Annotated in this window: 20 protein-coding genes; 4 read left to right on the top strand and 16 right to left on the bottom strand. The window is 49.7% G+C overall.

What is annotated here, in order from left to right; all coding sequences use genetic code 11:
* Window positions 1-7: 7 nt before the first annotated feature.
* The 4 genes from QY332_21760 to QY332_21745 all read left to right on the top strand — a co-directional run bounded on the left by QY332_21760 (window position 8) and on the right by QY332_21745 (window position 6,601).
* Window positions 8-1,237, top strand: coding sequence for an AAA family ATPase (locus QY332_21760; protein ID WKZ36238.1), 1,230 nt, complete (start codon window positions 8-10; stop codon window positions 1,235-1,237).
* A complete protein-coding gene (locus tag QY332_21755) occupies window positions 1,234-2,622 on the top strand; it encodes a hypothetical protein (protein ID WKZ36237.1) in 1,389 nt (462 codons plus the stop codon). Before QY332_21760 ends, QY332_21755 begins: the two co-directional genes overlap by 4 nt.
* Window positions 2,623-2,709: 87 nt before the next feature.
* Window positions 2,710-4,170: a hypothetical protein gene (locus tag QY332_21750; protein WKZ36236.1), complete on the top strand. Its 1,461-nt coding sequence runs from the start codon at window positions 2,710-2,712 to the stop codon at window positions 4,168-4,170.
* A 10-nt stretch (window positions 4,171-4,180) separates the two neighbouring features.
* On the top strand, window positions 4,181-6,601 hold the full coding sequence (locus QY332_21745; GenBank protein WKZ36235.1) for a HEAT repeat domain-containing protein: 2,421 nt from the start codon (window positions 4,181-4,183) through the stop codon (window positions 6,599-6,601).
* Window positions 6,602-7,397: 796 nt separating this feature from the next.
* Here the strand turns inward: QY332_21745 and QY332_21740 are convergent.
* The 16 genes from QY332_21740 to ltrA form a co-directional block, all read right to left on the bottom strand.
* Window positions 7,398-7,790, bottom strand: coding sequence for a hypothetical protein (locus tag QY332_21740; GenBank protein ID WKZ36234.1), 393 nt, complete (start codon window positions 7,788-7,790; stop codon window positions 7,398-7,400).
* A gap of 153 nt (window positions 7,791-7,943) precedes the next feature.
* Window positions 7,944-9,761, bottom strand: a complete 1,818-nt coding sequence (locus tag QY332_21735) for a reverse transcriptase domain-containing protein (protein WKZ36233.1) — start codon at window positions 9,759-9,761, stop codon at window positions 7,944-7,946.
* A 513-nt stretch (window positions 9,762-10,274) separates the two neighbouring features.
* Window positions 10,275-13,169, bottom strand: coding sequence for a DUF6094 domain-containing protein (locus tag QY332_21730; GenBank protein WKZ36232.1), 2,895 nt, complete (start codon window positions 13,167-13,169; stop codon window positions 10,275-10,277).
* 71 nt (window positions 13,170-13,240) lie between these two features.
* Complete coding sequence (locus tag QY332_21725) at window positions 13,241-13,630, bottom strand: hypothetical protein (protein ID WKZ36231.1); 390 nt, start codon at window positions 13,628-13,630, stop codon at window positions 13,241-13,243.
* Between the two features lie 10 nt (window positions 13,631-13,640).
* On the bottom strand, window positions 13,641-14,717 hold the full coding sequence (locus QY332_21720) for a hypothetical protein (protein WKZ36230.1): 1,077 nt from the start codon (window positions 14,715-14,717) through the stop codon (window positions 13,641-13,643).
* Entirely contained in the window at window positions 14,717-14,980 is a 264-nt protein-coding gene (locus tag QY332_21715; protein ID WKZ36229.1) for a hypothetical protein, read from the bottom strand. The genes QY332_21720 and QY332_21715 overlap by 1 nt, the downstream gene beginning before the upstream one ends.
* Complete coding sequence (locus QY332_21710; protein WKZ36228.1) at window positions 14,968-15,534, bottom strand: hypothetical protein; 567 nt, start codon at window positions 15,532-15,534, stop codon at window positions 14,968-14,970. Before QY332_21710 ends, QY332_21715 begins: the two co-directional genes overlap by 13 nt.
* A gap of 9 nt (window positions 15,535-15,543) precedes the next feature.
* On the bottom strand, window positions 15,544-15,861 hold the full coding sequence (locus QY332_21705) for a hypothetical protein (protein WKZ36227.1): 318 nt from the start codon (window positions 15,859-15,861) through the stop codon (window positions 15,544-15,546).
* Window positions 15,858-16,286, bottom strand: a complete 429-nt coding sequence (locus QY332_21700) for a hypothetical protein (GenBank protein WKZ36226.1) — start codon at window positions 16,284-16,286, stop codon at window positions 15,858-15,860. The genes QY332_21705 and QY332_21700 overlap by 4 nt, the downstream gene beginning before the upstream one ends.
* Complete coding sequence (locus QY332_21695; protein ID WKZ36225.1) at window positions 16,279-16,677, bottom strand: hypothetical protein; 399 nt, start codon at window positions 16,675-16,677, stop codon at window positions 16,279-16,281. The genes QY332_21700 and QY332_21695 overlap by 8 nt, the downstream gene beginning before the upstream one ends.
* Before the next feature lie 60 nt (window positions 16,678-16,737).
* Window positions 16,738-17,502: a hypothetical protein gene (locus tag QY332_21690; protein ID WKZ36224.1), complete on the bottom strand. Its 765-nt coding sequence runs from the start codon at window positions 17,500-17,502 to the stop codon at window positions 16,738-16,740.
* A gap of 29 nt (window positions 17,503-17,531) precedes the next feature.
* A complete protein-coding gene (locus QY332_21685; GenBank protein ID WKZ36223.1) occupies window positions 17,532-18,224 on the bottom strand; it encodes a hypothetical protein in 693 nt (230 codons plus the stop codon).
* Window positions 18,197-18,592 (bottom strand): hypothetical protein, encoded by a 396-nt coding sequence (locus tag QY332_21680; protein ID WKZ36222.1) that lies wholly within the window; start codon window positions 18,590-18,592, stop codon window positions 18,197-18,199. The genes QY332_21685 and QY332_21680 overlap by 28 nt, the downstream gene beginning before the upstream one ends.
* Before the next feature lie 8 nt (window positions 18,593-18,600).
* Window positions 18,601-18,978, bottom strand: a complete 378-nt coding sequence (locus QY332_21675; protein WKZ36221.1) for a hypothetical protein — start codon at window positions 18,976-18,978, stop codon at window positions 18,601-18,603.
* A gap of 8 nt (window positions 18,979-18,986) precedes the next feature.
* Window positions 18,987-19,163 (bottom strand): JAB domain-containing protein, encoded by a 177-nt coding sequence (locus QY332_21670; GenBank protein WKZ36220.1) that lies wholly within the window; start codon window positions 19,161-19,163, stop codon window positions 18,987-18,989.
* A 79-nt stretch (window positions 19,164-19,242) separates the two neighbouring features.
* Window positions 19,243-20,958, bottom strand: coding sequence for a group II intron reverse transcriptase/maturase (ltrA, locus tag QY332_21665; GenBank protein WKZ36219.1), 1,716 nt, complete (start codon window positions 20,956-20,958; stop codon window positions 19,243-19,245).
* Window positions 20,959-21,070 lie beyond the last annotated feature (112 nt).

The raw sequence follows: 21,070 nt of genomic DNA, 5'->3' as shown, positions 1-21,070 counted from the left end.
ACTTTATATGAGTAATTTCGAGCAAGCCAACCCAGTAAGCAATATAGCGAAGATTCGTGCAATAGATGACAGTGGATGTCGCCTGTATCTGGAATTTCCAAACGGAACTTTTACTACTGTGGTTAATGAAGAACCATTTGAGTATGCAGTTGGGTCCATTGTTTTTGTCGGCATCAACACGAACTTTATTGACTCTGCTCCAGATAGTCTTTGGCCAGATCAGTCATTTGTTGGCGTTGTTCGTTTGAGATTACCAGACATCACTATTGTTGATGCCGGCGGTCGGTGGATTAAGATTCCCACAAGCCAAACAGTTTGTAGTGAAGGGAACACTGTTGAGGCGATGATCTCAACTGGCGTCATGCGTGTTCTGTCAAAAGAGCCCATTAAGTATATTGAGTTACCTGCTATCGACGACGCGGTTGTTTCAAAATTCAGGCTGGAAAAGGAAGCAATCAAAGTCACGTTCGATGATTTTGGTGGACTCCATGATGTAGTTGAACGGGCACGGAAGCTTATAGAAGTACCACTTAAGCATAAGGCTGCCCTGACAACTATTGGAACGCGCCCAATTAAAGGCGTTCTGTTTACTGGGCAACCCGGCACTGGGAAAACGATGTTAGCAAGAATTATTGCGAACAGCACGCAGTCAGCATTTTATGAAATTAGTGGTCCTGAGATATTCAGCAAGTGGTATGGACAAAGCGAGGAGCTACTCCGCAAGATATTTGAAGATGCAGAACAACAGGAACAGGCAATTATCTTTTTCGATGAAATTGACAGTGTTGCTGGTCAGCGTGCTGACGAATCGCATGAGGCTTCACGTCGCGTGGTCGCCCAGCTTCTAACCCTTATGGATGGATTTACAAAAAACAACATTGTTGTGATTGCAACATCCAACAGACCGCAAGATATTGATGTCGCTTTACGTCGTCCAGGCAGGTTTGATTGGGAGATCAATTTTCCGCTTCCAAATCGTCTTGATCGCGAGTTGATTCTTCAGGTTGCGACCAAACGATTCAATATTTCAGATAATCTTCCACACGCATGGGTAGCACAGAAAACCGAAGGGTGGTCGGCAGCAGATTTAGCCGCGATATGGACCGAGGCGGGCTTGTTGGCTGCAGCGGACGACAGGTCTATCATTCTGCCTGAGGACTACATTGGAGGCTTCGAGTTAGTAGCAGCACAAAGGCGCCGAACCGCTAAACTTTCAACGAAAGGCAATTCAAAATGAACTTCCTTAAGCGCATTCCGGCTCGGATTCGTCAATGGAGAAAGAAGGATAAGCTCAATATTGAAAAGGGCAGCCTGAGGGAATTTGTCTACCTCGATGAGGTAAGTGTTTATAGTCTAGTTGCTTCCACACTCGGTCCTATTGCAGAACAATTTACAGATACTGATACTTCTTCATGGCAAAGCGAGGTTGGGAGTTCGGTGGGCGCAGGGGTTGGAGTTGCAAAGGCTGAATTGAATTCGCGGATCATGAATAATCAGACCAGTGGAACTCAAGTAGTTCGGAAATCCATTGTCCAAGCGACATTTAAGCAACTGTATGAAAGTGAACTAGAGTCGCTTAGTATCCGACCTATACCAGGAGATCTTGAGCATCCGAAGATCCATAATATGGATGAGTTACTTGCGACTGTCCAAACATCTGCCGACGGCTATTGGGTGATTGATCCATTAAACCTTTCACGGGGAAAATTGTTTGAGTTGGAAGTCGAGTTGGATGCAGATCCTATATTCCGTGCAAGTACTTTTACTTCTACCATTTTGGAAATCCTGGAAGAAAATGCTGACCTGTTCGGATTAGATGTGGCTGGCGAGCTCGTTCAAATGAAATCTGTCGGTCGTATTCTGGAGAAACTTCTGGCTGGACTTGTCCCAATTCGCGGCAAGGTTGTTGATTATTGTGTAATAGAACTTGATGATAAGGAGTGGATCATAAACCGCCTCCTCCTACGGGATTTACCCTCTCAAGATCAGCCTCTTACCCACCCGGTTTTCGTGGTGGGAGTCGCAGAGCAAGCCCTTTTCTGGAAAGATATTAGGCGGATTCTATTTTCTAATGCACGTTACCGTATTCTTTGCAGGATGGGTCAGACTGGGCTACAGACTACTTGGACTCCAGTTAAGTTGGCACATATCCTTGAGTCTGTCATTCCCGGGTTTTCGAAGCAGGTCGATATAGCAGGAATATTTGCGCTTGCTACTACCAATGCTTCGAATCAGACAGAACCGGCGGCTAGATCAAAACAGCAACTGATGCATAATGCATTGGTCAAATATGCTGACTTAATAGCCGAACACTTTCAAATTAAACTCACGACAAAGCACAAGGATGAAATCAGGCTGCTGGCAGATCAGCATTCTAGTTCATTCGGCAATCAGGAAGTAAGACTTCAAGCATTCAAAGCCATCTCTGCGTATCTAGCCAGCAATTTTCACTTTAACCAGGATTCACTTCTATTTGCGAAATTTCGACAGGCTGCACTAGCAGATGCCGGGATCGATATAACTGGCAATAGTACGCCGTTTCCGTCTACCCAAAGTGCCGCGGCTGATACAACTTCCCTGGATCGTTTCATCGATTCTGAGTTCGTGGCAATCTATTGGTAAGGCACGCATACCTCAGAGAATACTAGATGCAGAGAACAGGTCTATCATATACTTCATGAAACACAGGAAATTGCAGCAGGGAATGAAATGAAAATCTATTTTTCTGATTATTTCGAAATTTCGCCTAAAGTGCTGGAAAAATATGGTGCTTTCAACATATCGCTTATTAATGATTTACCCCTGTTCATAGATCCCTTCCTGCTTTTTCACAGTCGAAAGCCTAAGTATAAAGAGCTTCATAATCAGATCATTAAGTATGTGAGATTTCTACGTGACAAATCAACAGACATCAACTTGGATGACGGATTGTTGCAAGCATGGTATTTTTTCCCTGAAGTAAAGCAAAATTGGCTCGGTTTTTCAGTTTCGGGTAATAAGGGGGCCGGGTTAAGAGATGACTTTGCTTATTCATTACACGCCAACCTAAACAAGATATTTTCAGGTTTTGGAAACGAGAAGATCACCAAGGGAAGTCATCTTGAAAAATTATGTCTCATCAAGGGAGGAGTTGGGCGCGACAAAATTAGTGACTTCACCACGAACCTTATTAAGAACTTTCTCCTGCAATATACACAAGAGTTTGCAGTTAAATACCTTCCACGAAAGTATAAAAAAAGGATTGCAGTCAACAAAGTAGTCTTCAATTACAACACAGAATCATGGGAGCGAAGAACATTCACCCTGCCCTACATAAATAATGATTATGTGATTCTGACACCTAAGAATCTATTAACCCGTCATGATCTGTGGATAAACAAGGAGGATCTATTTGACGACTTTGAGGATATACCAGAAGCTATCCCTAATGCCCAGCTCCGAGCACAAATCGATAATTATTTCAAGTCCTTGCTCCCAGAAGATCCAACAAAAAAAGATATCAATAAGGCAAAACTTCAGACTGTTAACAACTTTCCTCAGCTATTAGATTACTATATTCGATATAAAGAGCAAAACGGAGACAGCGCAAATACTAGTAGCACTTATAAAGTGAAGGAAGCAGAGTTTCAATACATCCAGCAAATACAAGCGCTTTCTGAAGACCTGCTGAAAAAGTCAGGTTTTTACAATAGTAAGGGCAGAACCTACGAAGAGTCACTGCAAAGAGTCAAATTCCTGAAAGATGTGATTGAGAACAAGGATGGTTACAAATATTTGTATCACGAAGGCAAACCGATTGAGAACGAAAACGATCTGCAAATCTTATACAGATTGACCTGGTTCGCCACTGATTTGGATGTAAATCGCGAAGTAAATAACGGACGCGGACCTGTTGACTATAAAGTTTCTAAAGGCAGCAAAGATACGACTGTCGTGGAATTTAAACTTGCAAGGAATACCAAACTTGAGGCTAATCTCAAAAACCAGGTAGAGATTTATAAAAGAGCAAATAATACGAAGAATGCTATAAAGGTCATTCTCTATTTCAACGAAAAAGAGAAAAGTAAAGTCTACGATATTTTGAGAAAACTACGAATCAAAAGTGCCCCCAACATAATACTTATAGATGCCAGTAAGGAAAACAAGATATCTGCATCAAAAGTCAGATAGGAAATTGACCATGTCAAAGCGGCTTCGCAACATCCTCCTGCTCATTGTTGTTACCACCTTCATCATCTGGGGTATTAATCGGTATTACATAGCATTCCTACCCGAAGGCTCAAATCATATTTTGGCGATTTTTCTTTATGTGCTTGGTCTATTCACTGCACTTCGAGGTGCCCTGGATGCAGGAAAATATGTCAGCGAACTGCTATTTCCTGATCCTCCAGGCCCAAGTCAAAAAGAGTTAGCGAGAAAGGAAATGCGCAAATCGCTCGTTCGTCTGGAAAGCGAACAAGCGAATGAATTTGCGAGGGAGATGCTGGGAAACGAACGTTGTTTGCGATTCTGGGAACAGATTCATTCTAATCGAAGAAATGCCAGTTCGCTTAACGAATTGGTATCTGATCCCTTCTCGTTCGACGGTCTTATCGAGGTGTTTGAGAAATCTAATGATCAACTGCCTCGCAATATTGGAACTCTATTAGAGAAACTGATCAATGTGCAGTGGACACAGGAGAAACTAGGAAATAAGAATTGGATTGACTTGCAACAGATCCAATTCGCATTTGCCCAGCTTGCGAGCAGCCATTACCCGTCAAAGGAATATCCCGCTCAATCCTTTTATCGCGAAATACATGGCGAGGAAGCTGCTTACTCCGAAATGCTGGATATCTTGGGAACAAAAACCATGTGGGGTAAACCGTTGGGTTGGTGGGGAAAGTCTCAATTAAAGCTTTACTCGCGACTTGCTGATGTATCTGATCGCGCACAAAGAGTTCCAAGTTTCTTGCGCTGGTTCGTTCTCCTGCCAATTACTATTCTTTATTACATTATAAGCACACCTTACTGGATATCCAACAGGATTGAAAAGCTCCTGAAAATTCGCCGAAACCGGGCAGAGTCTGTCCTGCGGCTAGCAGAACAAGCACACATTATCAAGCGTGACGGCAAGGCATTCCGTTTCACACCAGGTGTCTGGTCTGACTATTTTGCAGCATTGAACAATTCGAGATATCCGGTGGATACGATCATCGAAGGATCAAAAACTGGTTGGCACTCCAGCTACTGGAATCGGCTGGACCCCGGCAAGGATTCCATCTCCACAACCTTGTGTGGTCTAATTCCAAACCCGTCTGTTTATATTGAGAAATTGATTCTTGTTGATCCATACCTTGCAGCACAATGCATCGTAAGCGGTATTGACAATATATCGGAGGAGATCAGGTTCGCCACATACAACCGGCTTATCGCCAATATGCTGGATGTCCATTCTGGAGGTGAGGAACGCAGTGCGGATTCTGCCAAACTCCTTCGCGAACTCCGCGATGATCCATCTTGCATAGATGAGATACTTGAAACAATTGAAAAGAACTATGTTGAAAATGTGAATCTCGATCTGGTAAAGATTATTGCGGAATTTGGCACTAATGCGGTCGAGCTTCTAATCAAGAAATTAGATACCGCACAAACTTCGAAACGCTATATCATATTGGCACTTGGTGAAATTGGAGATCAACGTGCCTTGCCCATATTGATGTCCCTCTTGAAAGTTAACGATCGGGATATTAGGCTGATAGCCATGATGGTAGCAGCTTTCCAATTCCGCGAACCTACGATCAATGCCCTGTGGCGAGACACCCTGCTTTTTCAGCATGATCATGATGACGGTAAAACACTCTGGTCGCATGCACAGATTGCAGGTCCAGCTATCGTTCCTGTACTGATAAATCTATTTCGTTATGGCGTGCGCAAATTCTCGCATCAAAACGCCAAACCACTGCGCACACCAAACTGGGGCGATGCACCTTTCAGATTTTATTCCTTACTGAGGCAGCATAGAGAGAACAGTTCTACGAAAAAGTCTCTATTGGATGCATTTACCAACTCGTCTAACAAGCATTTCAAGATCGTGATGATAAACGCGTTAGCGGAAATCCAGTGTAGCGAAGCAAATGATATGTTTATCGCGTTGCTGACAAATGCAAATGACGAAATACAAATGGCAGTGATCCAGGCGTTGGGTGCAATCAAATCGACAGAAGCAGTACCTGTGTTGATTGGCAAGCTCTATTCTGACAATGTTTTTATCGTTTCTAAAGCTGTCTCCGCTCTTGGCAGCATCGGTTCATCAGCTGCCGTCCAGTCGCTAATAAAAAAACTTGAAAGCGATGAAACAGAAAAATATGAAGCTTTCCCCTCTGAACAGGGAACTCCGATTGATTATCTTGCGATGTGTGCCCTAAGTCAAATTCAGAATGAAACCGCGCAAACGGCAGCTATCAAGTGGTGTGGGGCACATCTAAGTGATCAACGTAACGCAAATTGGGGACGCGAGTCTGTTTCAAAAAAATGTGAGGATTATTTATATATGAAATCTCATATCCCACTGGCTGCTCAACTCTATGAAGAGTGGACTCGGAAAAATGTGATTTCCTAGACTGTAGGCAAATCATAACAATAGTAATCAATCTCCAATCGATGGCTTGTTAAATCTTTTTACAGGGAGGTTTCGGTAGTGTATTGGTGCGCATCGTCTTTCTTTGTCGAACTATTCTGACAATATTTATTTCTTGAGCTATATACACCATCCAAAACACTATACCCCGTTGCGTCACTTTCATTAGGCATCATATTTTTCCCCATTTACCGGCTGCACGTTAAAACAAAAAACCCCTGATTTTCAACAAATCAGGGGCAAACTGTCTATATAAACCTATACCTCACCAAGTATTGTTGCAACCTTTCATGCGAGATCACCCTTCCACTATAGTCTTCCCGCCATGAGCCATCTTCCAGTGGTGTGTATACCAGCGGCTTCCTCGCCGGCATCACCAATCCGCATTGGAATGGCAATCTGGTCTCGAACAAGCGTCGGCGTTCCTCTCTGCGTCTGCGGAACAACTCTCTCTTGCTCAATCCCTTCTTTGGCAGTTCACCCGTGAAGAAGGGTGACTGCACCTGGACTAGCGTCTTATCAGGATAAGCTGTGCGAGAACTTGGTTTGCTCTGGACGCGAACACTTCTCCCAGATGTGGACCTAATCCCTGCACACTTGGGACCCATGCCGATAGCAATGCTCAGGGGAGATTTCAACCGCCGACCACATTTTTTGCATCTTGGTTGTTTTTCCATCTTGACCTCCATCATAGGATAGCGCAGTCCGGGCTGCCCACCCGGACTGCTGTCGTTTCCCTGCATTCTCCATATCTTATTGCGACTGTAGAATGCAGGGCTTAGAAAAGGGACACTTGATTTTGTGTCACCTGCCTGGAACGCACTCGACTTGCCGCCCTCCCCACCACACCTTTGTTGGTCATCCAGTCAGACCAGGAAACCGTCTTAGGTATTTCTGGAACGGGTAACGGCGCACTTGGAACTGTCGGGCAACCCATTGGCGAATTGGAAACCACTACTTCATCGGCAAACAGCGATTGCAGATCTGGAAGATCAGCCGACTCCAAGGCTTCACGTGCCAACTTCATGAGGATGTCGCCGTCTTCTTCCGGAACGATAGCGCCCCCGACCTCGTCCCCATAAAGGAGTTGCGCTGCCTTCATTTTCTGGCCCATCAATGCCAGTGCTCTTGCCTCCATCGCTTCGCCGTAGACCGAGAAGATTGCCTTCACCGGTTTGGTTTGTCCAAGCCGCCACACCCTGCGCACAGCCTGCCATAACGTATAGTAGAGTAGGAATGTGGCGAGTTATCCTTGCGGACACTTTTCCACAGACCCCTCTCCGAACCGGACTTGATACTTTCGTATCATCCGGCTCTCCAGAACTTAAGTGCTTCGAGCGGGTAACGGTTTCCCTGTATGTATTGCTACATGGCACTTCGCACACACCACCAGCGTTTTTCTTTGCATCGCAATCATCGTCGTCACCCAGGTGGGTTTCTCCTTCCGTCCGCGCCAACGGCTTTTCAGGTCAGCCAGTTTCCGAACATGATGCACTTCACAATTTTCCTGTGAGCCGCAGATTTCACATTCGTTGGCTTGCAGCCTTTGAACAAGGTCAGTACGTGAACTGAATGCAACATTTCGCCGTCCATTGTTGTCGTCAAGAATTTCTGTGCCGGGCTTGACTACTTTCAAGGAAATACCGCCCCAGTAGATATACCGTGTTCCGTTTTTGGTTGGCACTTCCACAACCAGAACCTTGTAGGTAAATCCTTGCACGGTGCGTTTTCCGCCGTATCTTTGGTACATACGGGCAACAGTGGACTTGAATTTGTTTGCCAGTGTCTTTGTCAATGAAACTTCCATGACGTACTTGAGCTTGCGTAACGCCTTCCTGTCGGTAGCGAATTTATAGTACTCAGCCACACCACGAAAACGCTGCTGGTAGACATCGATGATTTGAGCGTCCGAGAACGCCAGTAATCCAGCTTCGTGAATGGGCTTTCTGCCGCGCATATAGCGTTTTGCCAGCTCGTCAACCTTGCCATAAGGGATGCCCAACCTGATACATCCGTTTACACTTCGGGTTTTGGTGAGTGTCCCGCTTCGGGGTGAGATTTTGTCGTCTGCGTGGTACACGCTGATGTCGTACCCGAGAAATCGCGCGTGTTCGGTGCGCGAGTGTGTGATGAGGGTTTTGGATGCGCTCATTTCAAGATGCAGCTTTTCTTTCAAGAACACGCTGATGGCTGATTTTATTTCCTCTGCTTCGGACTTCGTCCCAATGAAACTGAGAATGAAGTCATCTGCATAACGAATGTATTTCAGCCTTCGGAAGTTCGGGTCATGCACATCCTGAGACGGGAGTTTGCGGCGTTGGAGTTCAAGTTCCTGAACCCGCTTTTGATCGCCTGCATTTCGCGCACACTTGATGGCATACGCTAAGTTACCGTACTCGCGATTGTCAGCGCGTTTCTTCCCGCGTGTGTACTGCGGGATAAGCACATCTTCGATGTAAGCATCCAGTTCGTGCAGGTAGATGTTTGCCAGCAGCGGGCTGAGAATACCGCCCTGTGGAGTACCGCTGTACGTGCGGTTGTACTGCCAGTTTTCCAAATAGCCTGCCTTCAGTCCCATCCGCAGGAGGTTGAGTAATCTTCCATCCTGAATGTCTCTTGCGAGAATTGCCATCAGGACTTCATGGTCGATGTTATCGAAACATCCGCGAATGTCGCCTTCGATGAACCATGCCGCGCCTTTGAACTTGTATTGCAGATTTGCCAGTGCCGTATGACATCCGCGTCCGGGGCGAAAGCCATGTGAACTGTCCCGAAATCGGGGTTCATAGTAGGCTTCCAGCACCATCCGCAGAACTTCCTGCACCAGTTTGTCCGTGAAGTTCGGAATACCAAGCGGGCGTGTCCCTCCGCTTTTCTTGGGGATTTGAATGCGTCTGGCAGGACGAAAGTTGAACTGTTCACAACGCAGTTGTACGATAATGCGCTGTATTCTTTCACGGCTCATTCCATCCACTGTCTCGCTATCGCTTCCCGAAGTCAAAGCGCCACGATTGCGGGCTATCTTGTCATAGGCAGCGAGAAACAAGTCCTCACTGAACAGACTTCGATAGACCCGCGTCAGGGGAATACGTTTTTCACCCATCTTTTGCACTGCTTGTAGAATTTGTTCGGCTTTCTGCATTGCGCATACCTCCATTTTCTTTTTACAAGCGATAGTTCCTAACTCCCTTCGCCCTGCGGTCGGCTTTCCCGACCTCCCTGGGTGGTCGTTACACCACCGACTACTATGGAGTTTCCGTCGCCATAGGGCTCGCGCCCCGCAGGCGATCCCGCAGTACAGTCATGAATGACGTTATCAGAATGACGTAGGGTGTCTTTTCGTGGTTTGATAGGTCTCACTGACCATCGTTCCCGACAGGAGGACTTCGCAACTCTCAGCTTCTACAAGATGCTGCTGTCGGGGCTTGACCTCAACCGTTGTGTCAAGGGAGGAATAGTCTCCAACTTACCACTGGACTTCAAACAGTTTAGTTTTGCCCATATCATTCAGGTCTTGGGACGACACATCTGGTAAACGGTTTCCCAGTTCATCCCTTTTCCGGCGTGCTATTTTCCCGTTCGGGTTTCCCTTTTCGGTTAACCGGATGACCTCACAGGTTCTTTCCTCAACCTGTGGTACGTCACGTACAATCATTCATGCCATCATGCGGCGCACGAGTGAATACTCGATCTCTCCAAAGACTACTGATGAGAAGGCGATCAAGTCGAGACCCGTCTCCACCAATCGTGGATTGACCACCAGCGCATCCAGACCAACCACGCGCTTGGCAATCCATTCCTCTCGTTTGCGTGGGTTGACACCACTGGTTAATACTTCCGCACGCACCCCGCCTTCTCGTAGGACTTTCAAAATGCGATCCTGAATATCGCGTGTTCCTGTCTGGCGCAGGTAGATCAACACCTTACGCCCTTGCTGACGTTCAGTACGACAGAAATCCACCAGCCAGGACTCCTTGGGCATGGATTCATGGCTTACGACTGCCGGCAGTTCCATCAATTGTTTCCTGCGTACAACTTCTCCTTTCTGATTGACCTCATCCACTTCAACCACCTCATCGCGGAAGGCAGAGTTTGGGCGCGCCAGAGTCCACTGCAGCCAGGTCGAGAGATAGCGCCTGTTCTTGATGGCAAGGTCATACAATTTCTTTGCCATCACACGATATTGGCTGCTCTGTTCGTCGGTCATCTCCAACGTCACTACCTCCTCGGCATAATGTGGCATCGCCAGCCCAAGATCCTTCAGGGAGAGAAATATCGTGGTGTCCAACAGGCGGTTTACAATGGCAGGCGAAATGCCAGGCTTTTCCTTTGCCTGATTTTGATACCGTCGATTGCCTGTAAAACCATCTTCATCCACATCTTCTTCGGCGCGTTTGCTTTTGCGGGTCATCTCCAACACACCATATAACCGCGCCCAGCGTTTTTCATCATTGAAGGCAAAATCCTTGCGAACGCCGGCGTTCAAGCGATGGAGCAACCAGAAGATGGAAGTACTCTTTCCTCCAAAGAAGGTACCAGTCAGGGTCAATGCATATTTTGTGGCTTCAACAAGTTGATGGAAGGCAACCCCCCGGTCACTGGCTTTCGCAGCGAACTGGTGCAGTTCATCGGCGATCAATAACTTGAATTCACCCTTGGCATGTTTGGCGATGTAATCGGCAATTGCCCAACGGTGACCTGTGAATTGGAAGAGCGGCGTTCCACATTTTCGCTTACCCCATACAGGGTTGCCATGCTCATCGCGCACTAGACGTTTATGATCATCCAGTTCATAGCCCGAAATTTCCGCCTCGCAAAAACGTCGTTTATCGCCTAAGTCATCAAACGTGGTTGAAACCTTGACGAAGCCACCCGGTAGATCGATCTGTATCGGTGAACCACAAGTCGGGCAGCAGAGAGCTTCAAATACCCGTCCATCTTCATCATCCACAAACTTCTTGCGTATCACAGCATGCTCCCAGCCCGCGCCATATTTCGCAGAGGTATGGGCAATCACGGCAACGGGCTTTTTGCCAAGCTCTCCATTCTTGTAAAGTTGCAGGAACCTGCGTACATCATTCACATCGCCGGGATCATTTGCGTTACGACCGATGCGGGTGATTTCCATCGCCTTCGAGCCAGGAATTGTTTCTTCGATTTCCCGAATCCACTTTGGAACAAGATGCGGCGGGCAGAGCACGATGGCTGGGTAGGCATTGAGTAATTCGAGAGTTGCTGTGCCAAGAAGAGTCTTTCCTAGTCCCATTTCGCCTTGAATATTCCCCACACCATTCTTGCGTATTGATCGAGCGATTGCTGTTGCCGCATGCCGTTGTGCCGGCAACAGCCCTGCCTTCTCCTGTCCGGGCAACGGCTTGCGCTTCGTTCCAAGGGTATCCAATACAGCAGTTTCTTCCGATGTTGGATCGAAGTTGTACAAAGGCCGGTACGCGGACAGGATATGCGCGCCAATCTGATCCCCATACTTATGCATGAACTTGGAAAGCGGATCAACGGTATCAATGATCTCGATCCCGCTTTGGCGCAGGATGGCAACTGTGGAAACGAAACGGTCGCGGAAGATTTCAGAGGTCACATGTCCTTTCTTATCTGTGTTTTCTTCGACCTTCTCTGTAACCTTCACCACCCGTCCCTTTACCAACATTGGCTTGCCATCTTCATCGGTCAACCGCAACGTTCCCATCATCCCGGATGCCATCAGCATCGCAATGTGTCCCTTCTTGAGCGGCATGACCGGTTGCTTCAATTCACCCAAGCCGCGCGAAAGATTGAGCAGGTCCAACCATTCCTTTGAAGAATGCAATCCGCGTTTCTGAGTGGCATCCACGATCTCTTCCGGCTGCCAATCCAGGCGGGAGAAGCGGATGGGTTGTCCACCTGATCCTTTGTCAATTGCAGGAAGTAGTTCATACAACGGTTCATCCACTTCCACCAACATGGGCGGTTCGACATCTGCCCAAGCCTGCACCTGATGGACTTCCTCATGAGATGGGATCTTGTATTTCACCCGCTTGGTCGCCAACACAATGACCTGATTGAATCCGGTGTCAGGGTAACGGTATATGCGGATGTTCTCGTAATACCCAGCCAGGTGGGAAGCCACATCCAGATCACGAAGCAACGGATGCGGGACGATGTAGATTAAGACCCCACCGCGAATCAGTTTGGGTGTGGTGGATTTCAGAAACTCCAATTCCAGGCGTTTCTGGTCACCCAGACGATCATGGCTATAGGGCGGATTGAGGAACAACAGCGTGATGGACTCACTCGTCAGATGGCAGGAACTCCAGGGTGTATTGAACAGGCGGTCCATTTTTTCAGCAGCGAGTGCGGCACGGGCTGGGGAAAGTTCCGCGCCCCAACTCTGGCAGTTAAATGCTTTTGCCAGAATGGAAGCTGCTGTACCTTCACCGGCACAAGGATCGAGCAGCCTGCCGGACTCGGCAGGCTTGAAATATTTTGTGAGTAGTTGAGCAACGGTTTGGGATGTTTCATAGAAACCGCACTTTTCTATTGCGGGAGGACGCATATCAAATCTCCTTTTGAAAATAAAATCCCCCACACCGAATGGCATGGGGGATCAGGTTGATTTTTGTTTTCTTACTTCGCCTTACAGAACAACCGCCCGGCGATGTTCACAAAGCCGAGCGGTTCATTCTTCTCCAGGTCAACGAACTCTGGCAATCCGCGAGACCAGTCCGACTCCGAATGACGGAACTGGATCACCAGCGTGCGATGTTCTTTGCGGAGATCGGTCCACAATTGCCAGACTTCTCCACGTCCATCACAGATGGTGAACTCGAAGCGCTGGAGTGCGGCTTCTGCCATAAGTTGTTTCCTTGTCTTCGCTGGAATTTTCACATCCACGAATTTCAACATATGCTGCCAGTCGGCTTTACGCATTTGCGCCAGCCAGTATGCCAGGGGGTCGTTCGAATTCAAGGCTTTGTTCATATCGAAGATCTCCTCTGCGGGAATGGAACGTAACATGGGTTGCCTCCTATATCTTCAAGACTTCCTGCTCCAGCAGGTTCTGCACCAGGTCCTGCCAGGGTTTGGACAGATCGAGCCTGACTCCCCCACGGCAATCCCCGCCCGTGACCAGCCGCTGGATGTATTCCGCATCCAGTGCATACTCCCAGAGCGCCTTTGCCCACGCATCCGGGATGGGAAAGGCAAGCGTCTCCTGCAGGCGTTTCAATGCCAGCGCCTGCAATTGCGCTTCAACATTCCCATCTTCAAAAACCAGGGCATAGGCAGCATCGTCCTTTGCCTCCCACTTGCCGGGCAAGGCCTTGCGGCAGAGTATCCCGGCGTGCAGGACGTTGAACTCCGGCAAGGGATGGGTCAGCATCTTTACTTCGCCGTCTGCCAGCACTGAAGTGCCGCGCATGGAACAACCGCCCTTGCCACGGATCAGCGACGCCCAGAGACTCTCCACGCTGGTCTTGTGAGCGGCGATCCCGACATACACCAGTGTGTGCTGATAAGGTCGATCCTGCATCACCGCAAAGCCGGTGACATCAGCGCGCGTATGGGCATTGGTCAGGGCGGGAATGCGCCCTTCCGGGTAAAGGTGCTGAACGGGAGCGACATCCTCCACCGGTTCGATGCGATAGATGTACACGCCGGCATTGACCCGTACCAATTCCTGGTTGATGTCCCGTAACAGTTCATGCGCGTTCAAGCCCACGTTGATGGCAGTGAAGGTGATCTCGATCTCCTCCACCTGAATGCGAACGGTGCGTGCGTTCATATCCACGGTTGCGCTCCCCGGCAGCCACTCCTTGATGTTCTTCAAGACAGGCGGCAGATCAGCACCGGGAGACGGGGTAAACCACAACGCCCCATGAAACGGGACATTGGGAACCGACTCGAATTTTCCATACGGCGCGGTATACCGATCCCTGCCCTGAAACTCCACATCAGGCAGATCGTTCAACGCGGGCAGCCAGAACTGCTCATAGGAGGAAACGAGGATCTTGCCATTCGCGGCTGTCTCTCTTTGAGCGGTTCTCAAATCTTCAATCCGTTCCTTGATGTATTCATCTTCATACGGTTCGGTCCATGCGAACATTATTCCTCCGGGGTAGTGATGGTGAGATGGAAGTCCAACAGCCCGAAGACTTCCCCTTCCTCGGGGTCGTCACCGGCTGTGACCGTAGGCTGGTATTCGGTGAGATAACGCCAATCCAGGATGTGGCTGTCATCCGAACAGATGCCGTTCTCGGATAGCAGTGCGGACATTTCATCGGCGACCGAGTCTGGGTCGGCATCGGCAGCGACCGCGATCTGAATAGTCAGGATGCAAACCTGCTGATTCGGTCTTACGGCGTGCATGTTGACTCCTTTTGTTCGATGAGCAGAGCTTCATCGGTTTGAGTAACCGTAAGCCACGGCTCCACCGCATGGGTATGCCAGGCTTCACAACCAAGCATGATTGGTACATCAGGCGTCTCCATTGCCAGCGTTTTGGCAAGAGCGATAGCTTTGGTCAGGTTGCCTATAGTTTCGTCAGGGAACAAGCCGATCTGGTGAGCAATAATGTTTCCCTGTCGCCAAACCTTGAAGACGCCCCGCACCTCATCGTGTTGTTCCACAGACAGCCTGTTGAAATCCAGCCGATAATCGCGAAGCACATCCTCCATCATGTTCCAGCGAATGCCCTCGTCCGAGTCGTGAAACTGGAACACTTCATCGAGTAATCCAATCGCATGTTCCATCAGGATCGGCTTGCCCATGTTGAAGGCACACTGAACGATGTGATCCGCCCGCCAGACATGGGCGATCTTGTCCTGCCAGTAACGGTGCAGGACACGCAGCACATCGTTATTGTCAATATGCAGTTCGATGGCAATCGCATCCGCCATTTCTTCGATCATGTAGTCGTACATGGTTCTCCTTTACAGGTGTAGATGGGAATACGTCATGCCGTCATCACCAAGCTGCGAGTAGTGAATGGCATAAGCTTTGCGGATGTAGCGGCGTGCGCCGCGTTCGAAGCGGAAGAGGGGTTCGTTCTCGTACAGATACTTCCTAGATGTACGGCGGAAGATCGTCCAGCCGATGGCATCCGGCGCGCCAGGTTGACTGCGCTCGATCTGGACGTGTACACCGCTCCGCAACAGGGACAGGGTTTGCTCCAGAGTCAGCGGAAGCGCTGCCTCCGGCAGAGTTGCCTTGAAGGGCAGGATGACCAGGTCCGGTTTGGTCGGCATCATGGTGTCCCGTCCCCTCGTGTATCGAGCCAGCGCTTTAGCTCCTGCCTTTCCTTTTCGATCTGCTGAATGAGATCATCACGCACCCGCGTTTCATCCCAGCCGGTATGATGTGCCTGTTCCAGTTCCTTCAGGAAGTTGCTAATGTTGCGTTTTTGCTCAGGGACAGGATCAAAGGTGGGATCGGCAGTCGCCTCCACCGAGACATACTCATGCCAGGGATGATCGTCCTCGCTCACGACAGCGAAGAAGCGTTCCTCGATCTGCACCTGCCGGGCGATGAAGAACAATCCATCGGAGAGAAGGGAACGTATTTGTGTATCAACCTCCTCAACGGTCCGTTGTGTTTCATTCGGGAGGATGACTTCGCCATGCTGCTTGTAATTGCTGGCATCGCGGTACATGTATACGAAGCGGATGTTAGTCATGGGATACCTTGCCTCCCTCCGCCCAGCCTTGTGCCTTGATATTGCGCGCCCACATGCTTAGGAAGGAGGAGACCTGCTTGTGGAAGCGGGTATCCACATAAGTCTTTCCATCGCGCTCGATGAACTTCGAGCGATACCCAAAGAAGGCTTGGGTGATGCCGGTCGGCACCCAGGAGGGATAATGCAATTCCACATCCGGGTCGGCGATCAGGTCGCCGTTCTGCTCGAAGTAATGCGCGACGCTGATCATCTCACCGTGGCGTTCGATTACCAAAGGCTGGTAGCCGGTCTTCTCAAAGCGCACATGGAAGGAGTCCTTGTTTTGGAAATCACCCAGCAGGTTGTGGGACTTCAACAGGTGTTCGATGGTTTCTTGAAAGAGTGTGGTCATTTTGGTTTCTCCATAAAAAGATTGGAGGGCGACGTGGTCGCCCTCCAAATGTCTATTGATCTATTCGTCCCAGCCACTGATGCTGTCTTCCATTGCGGCTTCCAGCCAACCGTCATCCCCAAGGCGGGAGGCGTTCTCGTATTGTTCAACGAGTGGACCTTCATCCGGTTCGATGTCCGCCTCCTGGTACTCGTGATCGGGACGCAGAATGACATCCGCCGGGAAATCGCCTGCCTTCCAGATCGGGAGCGTGCGCGCGACTTCATAGCCGGGCTTGCAGAATTCCTGCGGGTCGAGTTCCGGAGAAACGATCACCACATATTCATCGGAGTCGGAGGTGTAGTGTGCCAGAATATACGGTCCGATCTCGGAGAGCGCCGCCTGTTTGTATTCGAATGGCGGTAAGGACACACCGGCTTCTCCAAACAGCCAGGTGATCTTTTCCTTGAGCCACTCAATATCGGCGTCGCGATTGAAGATCGTGCGGCGGTGGAAATCACGGGGGATGTCGGTCAGGTTGCAATACTCATCCGGCTTCTGATCTGCCAGGGCGTAGGCGGAGGTCTCGATCTCCAGACCGACAATGGCATCCTCCTCCCATTTCCAATTCACACTGCCGACATACTCGCAGGGCTTGGAAAACACGCCGGGATTCATCACGATGCCATCCCAGCCTTTGGGATGATCCTTGGGTGTACACCAGACCTGGAAGCCGCCGCTGCCTGCTTCGAAGATCGCGGCAGAATGAGGATTGGTGGCGATGTCGAGTTTGCGCGCCAGGTCGAGTACGGGTTTCATCTTTTGATGTTCAGAATGGTGGGACATGCTTTGCTCCTTGTAGTTGTGAATTGGATTTATCCGCCGCGCGGGCCGTCGTAGTCGTACTGGTGATGGAATTCCTCGATGCCCTCGGACCAGCGGGCATGTCCGCTGAAGCCCATGCCACCTTCGAAGTATTTCAACTCGAAGGTGTGATCGGGAAACATCGAGGCAAGCCTTTCGACCACGGGGATGGGCGGACTCCAGGCGGTATCGAATTCCAGGAAAGCCTGGATGGGTTCGGCATCCGGCAATGGACTGCCACATTGCTGGCAAGTCAGGACGACCATCGTCTCGGTCTTATGAACCGTCTGGCAGTAGGCACACTTGGATGTCTTGCGGAGAGGTTTGGAGGAGTCGGCGCGTGTGGTGAGATGGACATGACAGGCATTCCACTTTGTCTGCCAAAAATCGCAGCACCATTCGTAGCCGCCTGAGTTGTAGCCATCCTTGATCCACGGTGCGCCGGGTTCCACACCATATTCCGCGCCGAGCGCTTCGAGTTTTTGTTTGCGTTGCGGGTCATCGTTTGCGATGGCATTTAATTTTTCCCGATACTGTTCCGCGCGTTTATCCATATCGCGATAGATCTGTGGATAAGGGATGATCGTGTTGAAGTCCAGGATGCGGACATCTTCATCCTCCCCGGATTGGGAACGGATGGTTTCGAGCACCTTGTTGACATCGGGACCAGTGATGGTCAGTTCGTTTTCATTCCAATTAGGCATGGGATTGCTCCTTGTGTTTTAAAAATTTCCTGCCGGTTGAAAACCGGCAGAGTGGGGTTTGGTGAATATTCAGCTTGATCCTGCGCATCGCATTCCAACGCAATGGTGAGTTCTTCAGTCGTCATGTTTTCCTCGACGATGAGCTGTTCCATGCGTGGGTCGGCGCGTGCCAGGCGTTCGGCGTCAGCGGCTGTGCGGATGTCTGGATTTTTTCTTCCATAGCGTGCGAAGTAACCTGCCCCGACTTTGCTTTTGAAGGGTCCGATCACAGCCTTGTACAAATGTCCGTGAGTCTGTTTTGTGGGTGGCATGGCAGAGTGAAACAGGATCAGATCATCCTCTTCACGCTTGCCGAGATAGAATGGCATGTTCCCTCCTAAAAATCCTGGATCAGTCCCAGCAAAATCAATTGCTCCTTTTCCTCGACATGCAGGCGCAGGCTGGTCTCGATGAAACGACCGCTGATCTTGTCATCGCGCAGGAAGTCGAACGTGAAGGAGAAGGACGGACGCTGATCCAGCGCTAGATGGTGATGCGCCATCCAGAGAGCATCATAGAGTTGCTGGTCGTGGTCATCCTCGTCATCGGCATGGATGGGCATCAAGGCATCGCTCAGGGACTGGCTGATCTCCACCTTCTTGGTGAAACCGAGGCAGGCGGTTGCCCAACCCGCATTCAACCAAGTGGTGTTCGTGAGGATGCTTTTTACAGCGGGTGCAACAGCAAAGGTGAGATTGAGTGTCAGTTGTTTCATCCTGCCTCCTAGTTGAAGCCCAACCCGCGTTCCTTGAGGCTGACCCATTTGCCTTGACCGATCACGAGATGATCCAGGAGGTCGATGTCAAGTAATTTGCCGGCCTGCACGATGGCGCGTGTCACCGCCACATCATCCGGCGAAGGCGTGGGGTCACGTAGAGTAGGGGCAGGGACGCCATTCACAGATTGCTCCGTGTGGTTTTCCCCACCCCTCTCTCCAAACCGGACTTGAGACTTTCGCCTCATCCGGCTTTCCATTGAATTAATTTGCTGTCTGGCGGTAGCCGTGTTCAGCCTTGTGGCATTTCAGGCACAGAGTTTCGAGGTTATCGAGGCTGTGGGATTTCGTACCCTTCTTGTGATGCACGCGCAAACTCTCGGAAGAGCCACAGCGTACACACTTGAAGTCATCCCGCATCTTTGCCCGCAATTTGAGTTCCGCAAGTTCAAGCGGCTCGTTGCGTGAGGCGCGATTGCTGCTTGCCCCGATGGTCGCCAAGTAAATGGCTTCCTCTGGCCCGGTTTCTCCCATTGGATAATCCAGCAAAGTTGACTCTTCTTCCATCAGGTAGGGATGAGGAAACCCATCCTTTCCCTTTTGGTAGTAGCGTCGTCTCTGCAATTCCTTTGGGGAGGGTAGCCACTGGTACGCTTCGAGGATTTTCTCCCCTTCACGTATACTGGCTGTCCAGCGCGTTCTGTTGTGAATGACTTTGGTCTTGGTTGTAATCAGATTATGTTTCCGGCTGCCTTTGTGTTTCTTCAGGAGCCAGCCGAGGTATCTGAACCATGTATGGCGGGTGATGTCTTCGATGTCAGCGAGCAGGCTGGTGTACTTGTAATACTCTGCCCAACCCTTCACAATTGCATTCAGGGTGGTCAGCCTGCTGTATTCGTCCATCCATGTCCAGCCTCTGGAAGTCAGGTCTTTGAGTTTCTTCTTGACTCGCTCCTTGCTCTTTTCTGCCGGTCTCAGATGCACCACCCAGCGTCCTTCGGGGTTGGCTCTCTGAATGTGAAATCCCAGAAAGTTGAACCCGTCGTTGACATGGGTAAGCAGCGTCTTTTCTTCGGACAGTTCGAGGTGGAGTTGGGTCTTGAGATACTCTCGGATTTCCTCTTTGGCTTGCTGTACTTCGGCGATGCCGTCATTGCTCATCACAACAAAATCGTCCGCGTAGCGGACGAGACGGTAATTGCCTTTTCCAGCTTGTCGTCTTTTGGCTTTCTCATAGGGAGACAGATTCCACTTTGCCTCTGCCCACTTGTCGAACTCGTTCAAATAGACATTGGCGAGCAGTGGAGAGATGACACCTCCCTGCGGTACGCCCGTTTCCGTGCGTGCAAAGAGTCCGTCTTCCATGACGCCAGCCTTGAGGAACTTCCAGATTAGGTCTAGGATGTCTTTATCTGCGATGCGCTGTTTGAGGATGGAGAGCAGCTTGCGATGATGTACCGTATCGAAGTAGCCCTTGATGTCACCCTCGATTGCGTAGTAATACTTTTGTGTTGGTCCCGTCAGTGACATAACGACCGCAATGGCATCCATTGTGCAACGACCTTTGCGAAATCCAAAGGAGTAGGGTTGGAAGTCCGCTTCGTAAATGGGGTCGAGAATGGCTCTCAGTGCTTCTTGCACGATGCGGTCTCTGAGAACCGGTATCCCCAGCGGTCTTTGTTTCCCGTTCGCCTTCGGGATGTACACTCTTCGGACAGGTTGAGGCTGGTAGGTTTTCTTCTTGAGAGACTCCATGAGCATCTCCATTTCCTGCTCATAGTTCTTCTTGAAGGTATCCCGTGTTGTGCCATCGATACCTGCCGTTGAGCTGCCCGGTCGCGCCAGAACGGCTGCGGCTGCACATTGAATCCAGTAGTCCCAATGCATGAGACTGTATAGATTAGTGAAGCGGTGTTGTGGATTTTCCTGTGCTGCCAGTGCCAGGCTTGTTTGCTTTTGGGACATCTTGGATTGGCTCATACGTCCTTTCTCCGTCTTAGTTTGCATTAGCCTATGTAAATTCAACTGCCTTCCTTCGCCATGTGGCAGGCTTTCCCTGCCTCTGACTACTACGAAGGCTCCGTCCCATGCG

This window comes from Anaerolineales bacterium, from assembly GCA_030583885.1.
Taxonomy (GTDB): Bacteria; Chloroflexota; Anaerolineae; order Anaerolineales; family Villigracilaceae; genus Villigracilis.
Note: the sequence above shows the minus strand (reverse complement) of the source record. Positions and strands in the feature narration are given on the sequence as shown.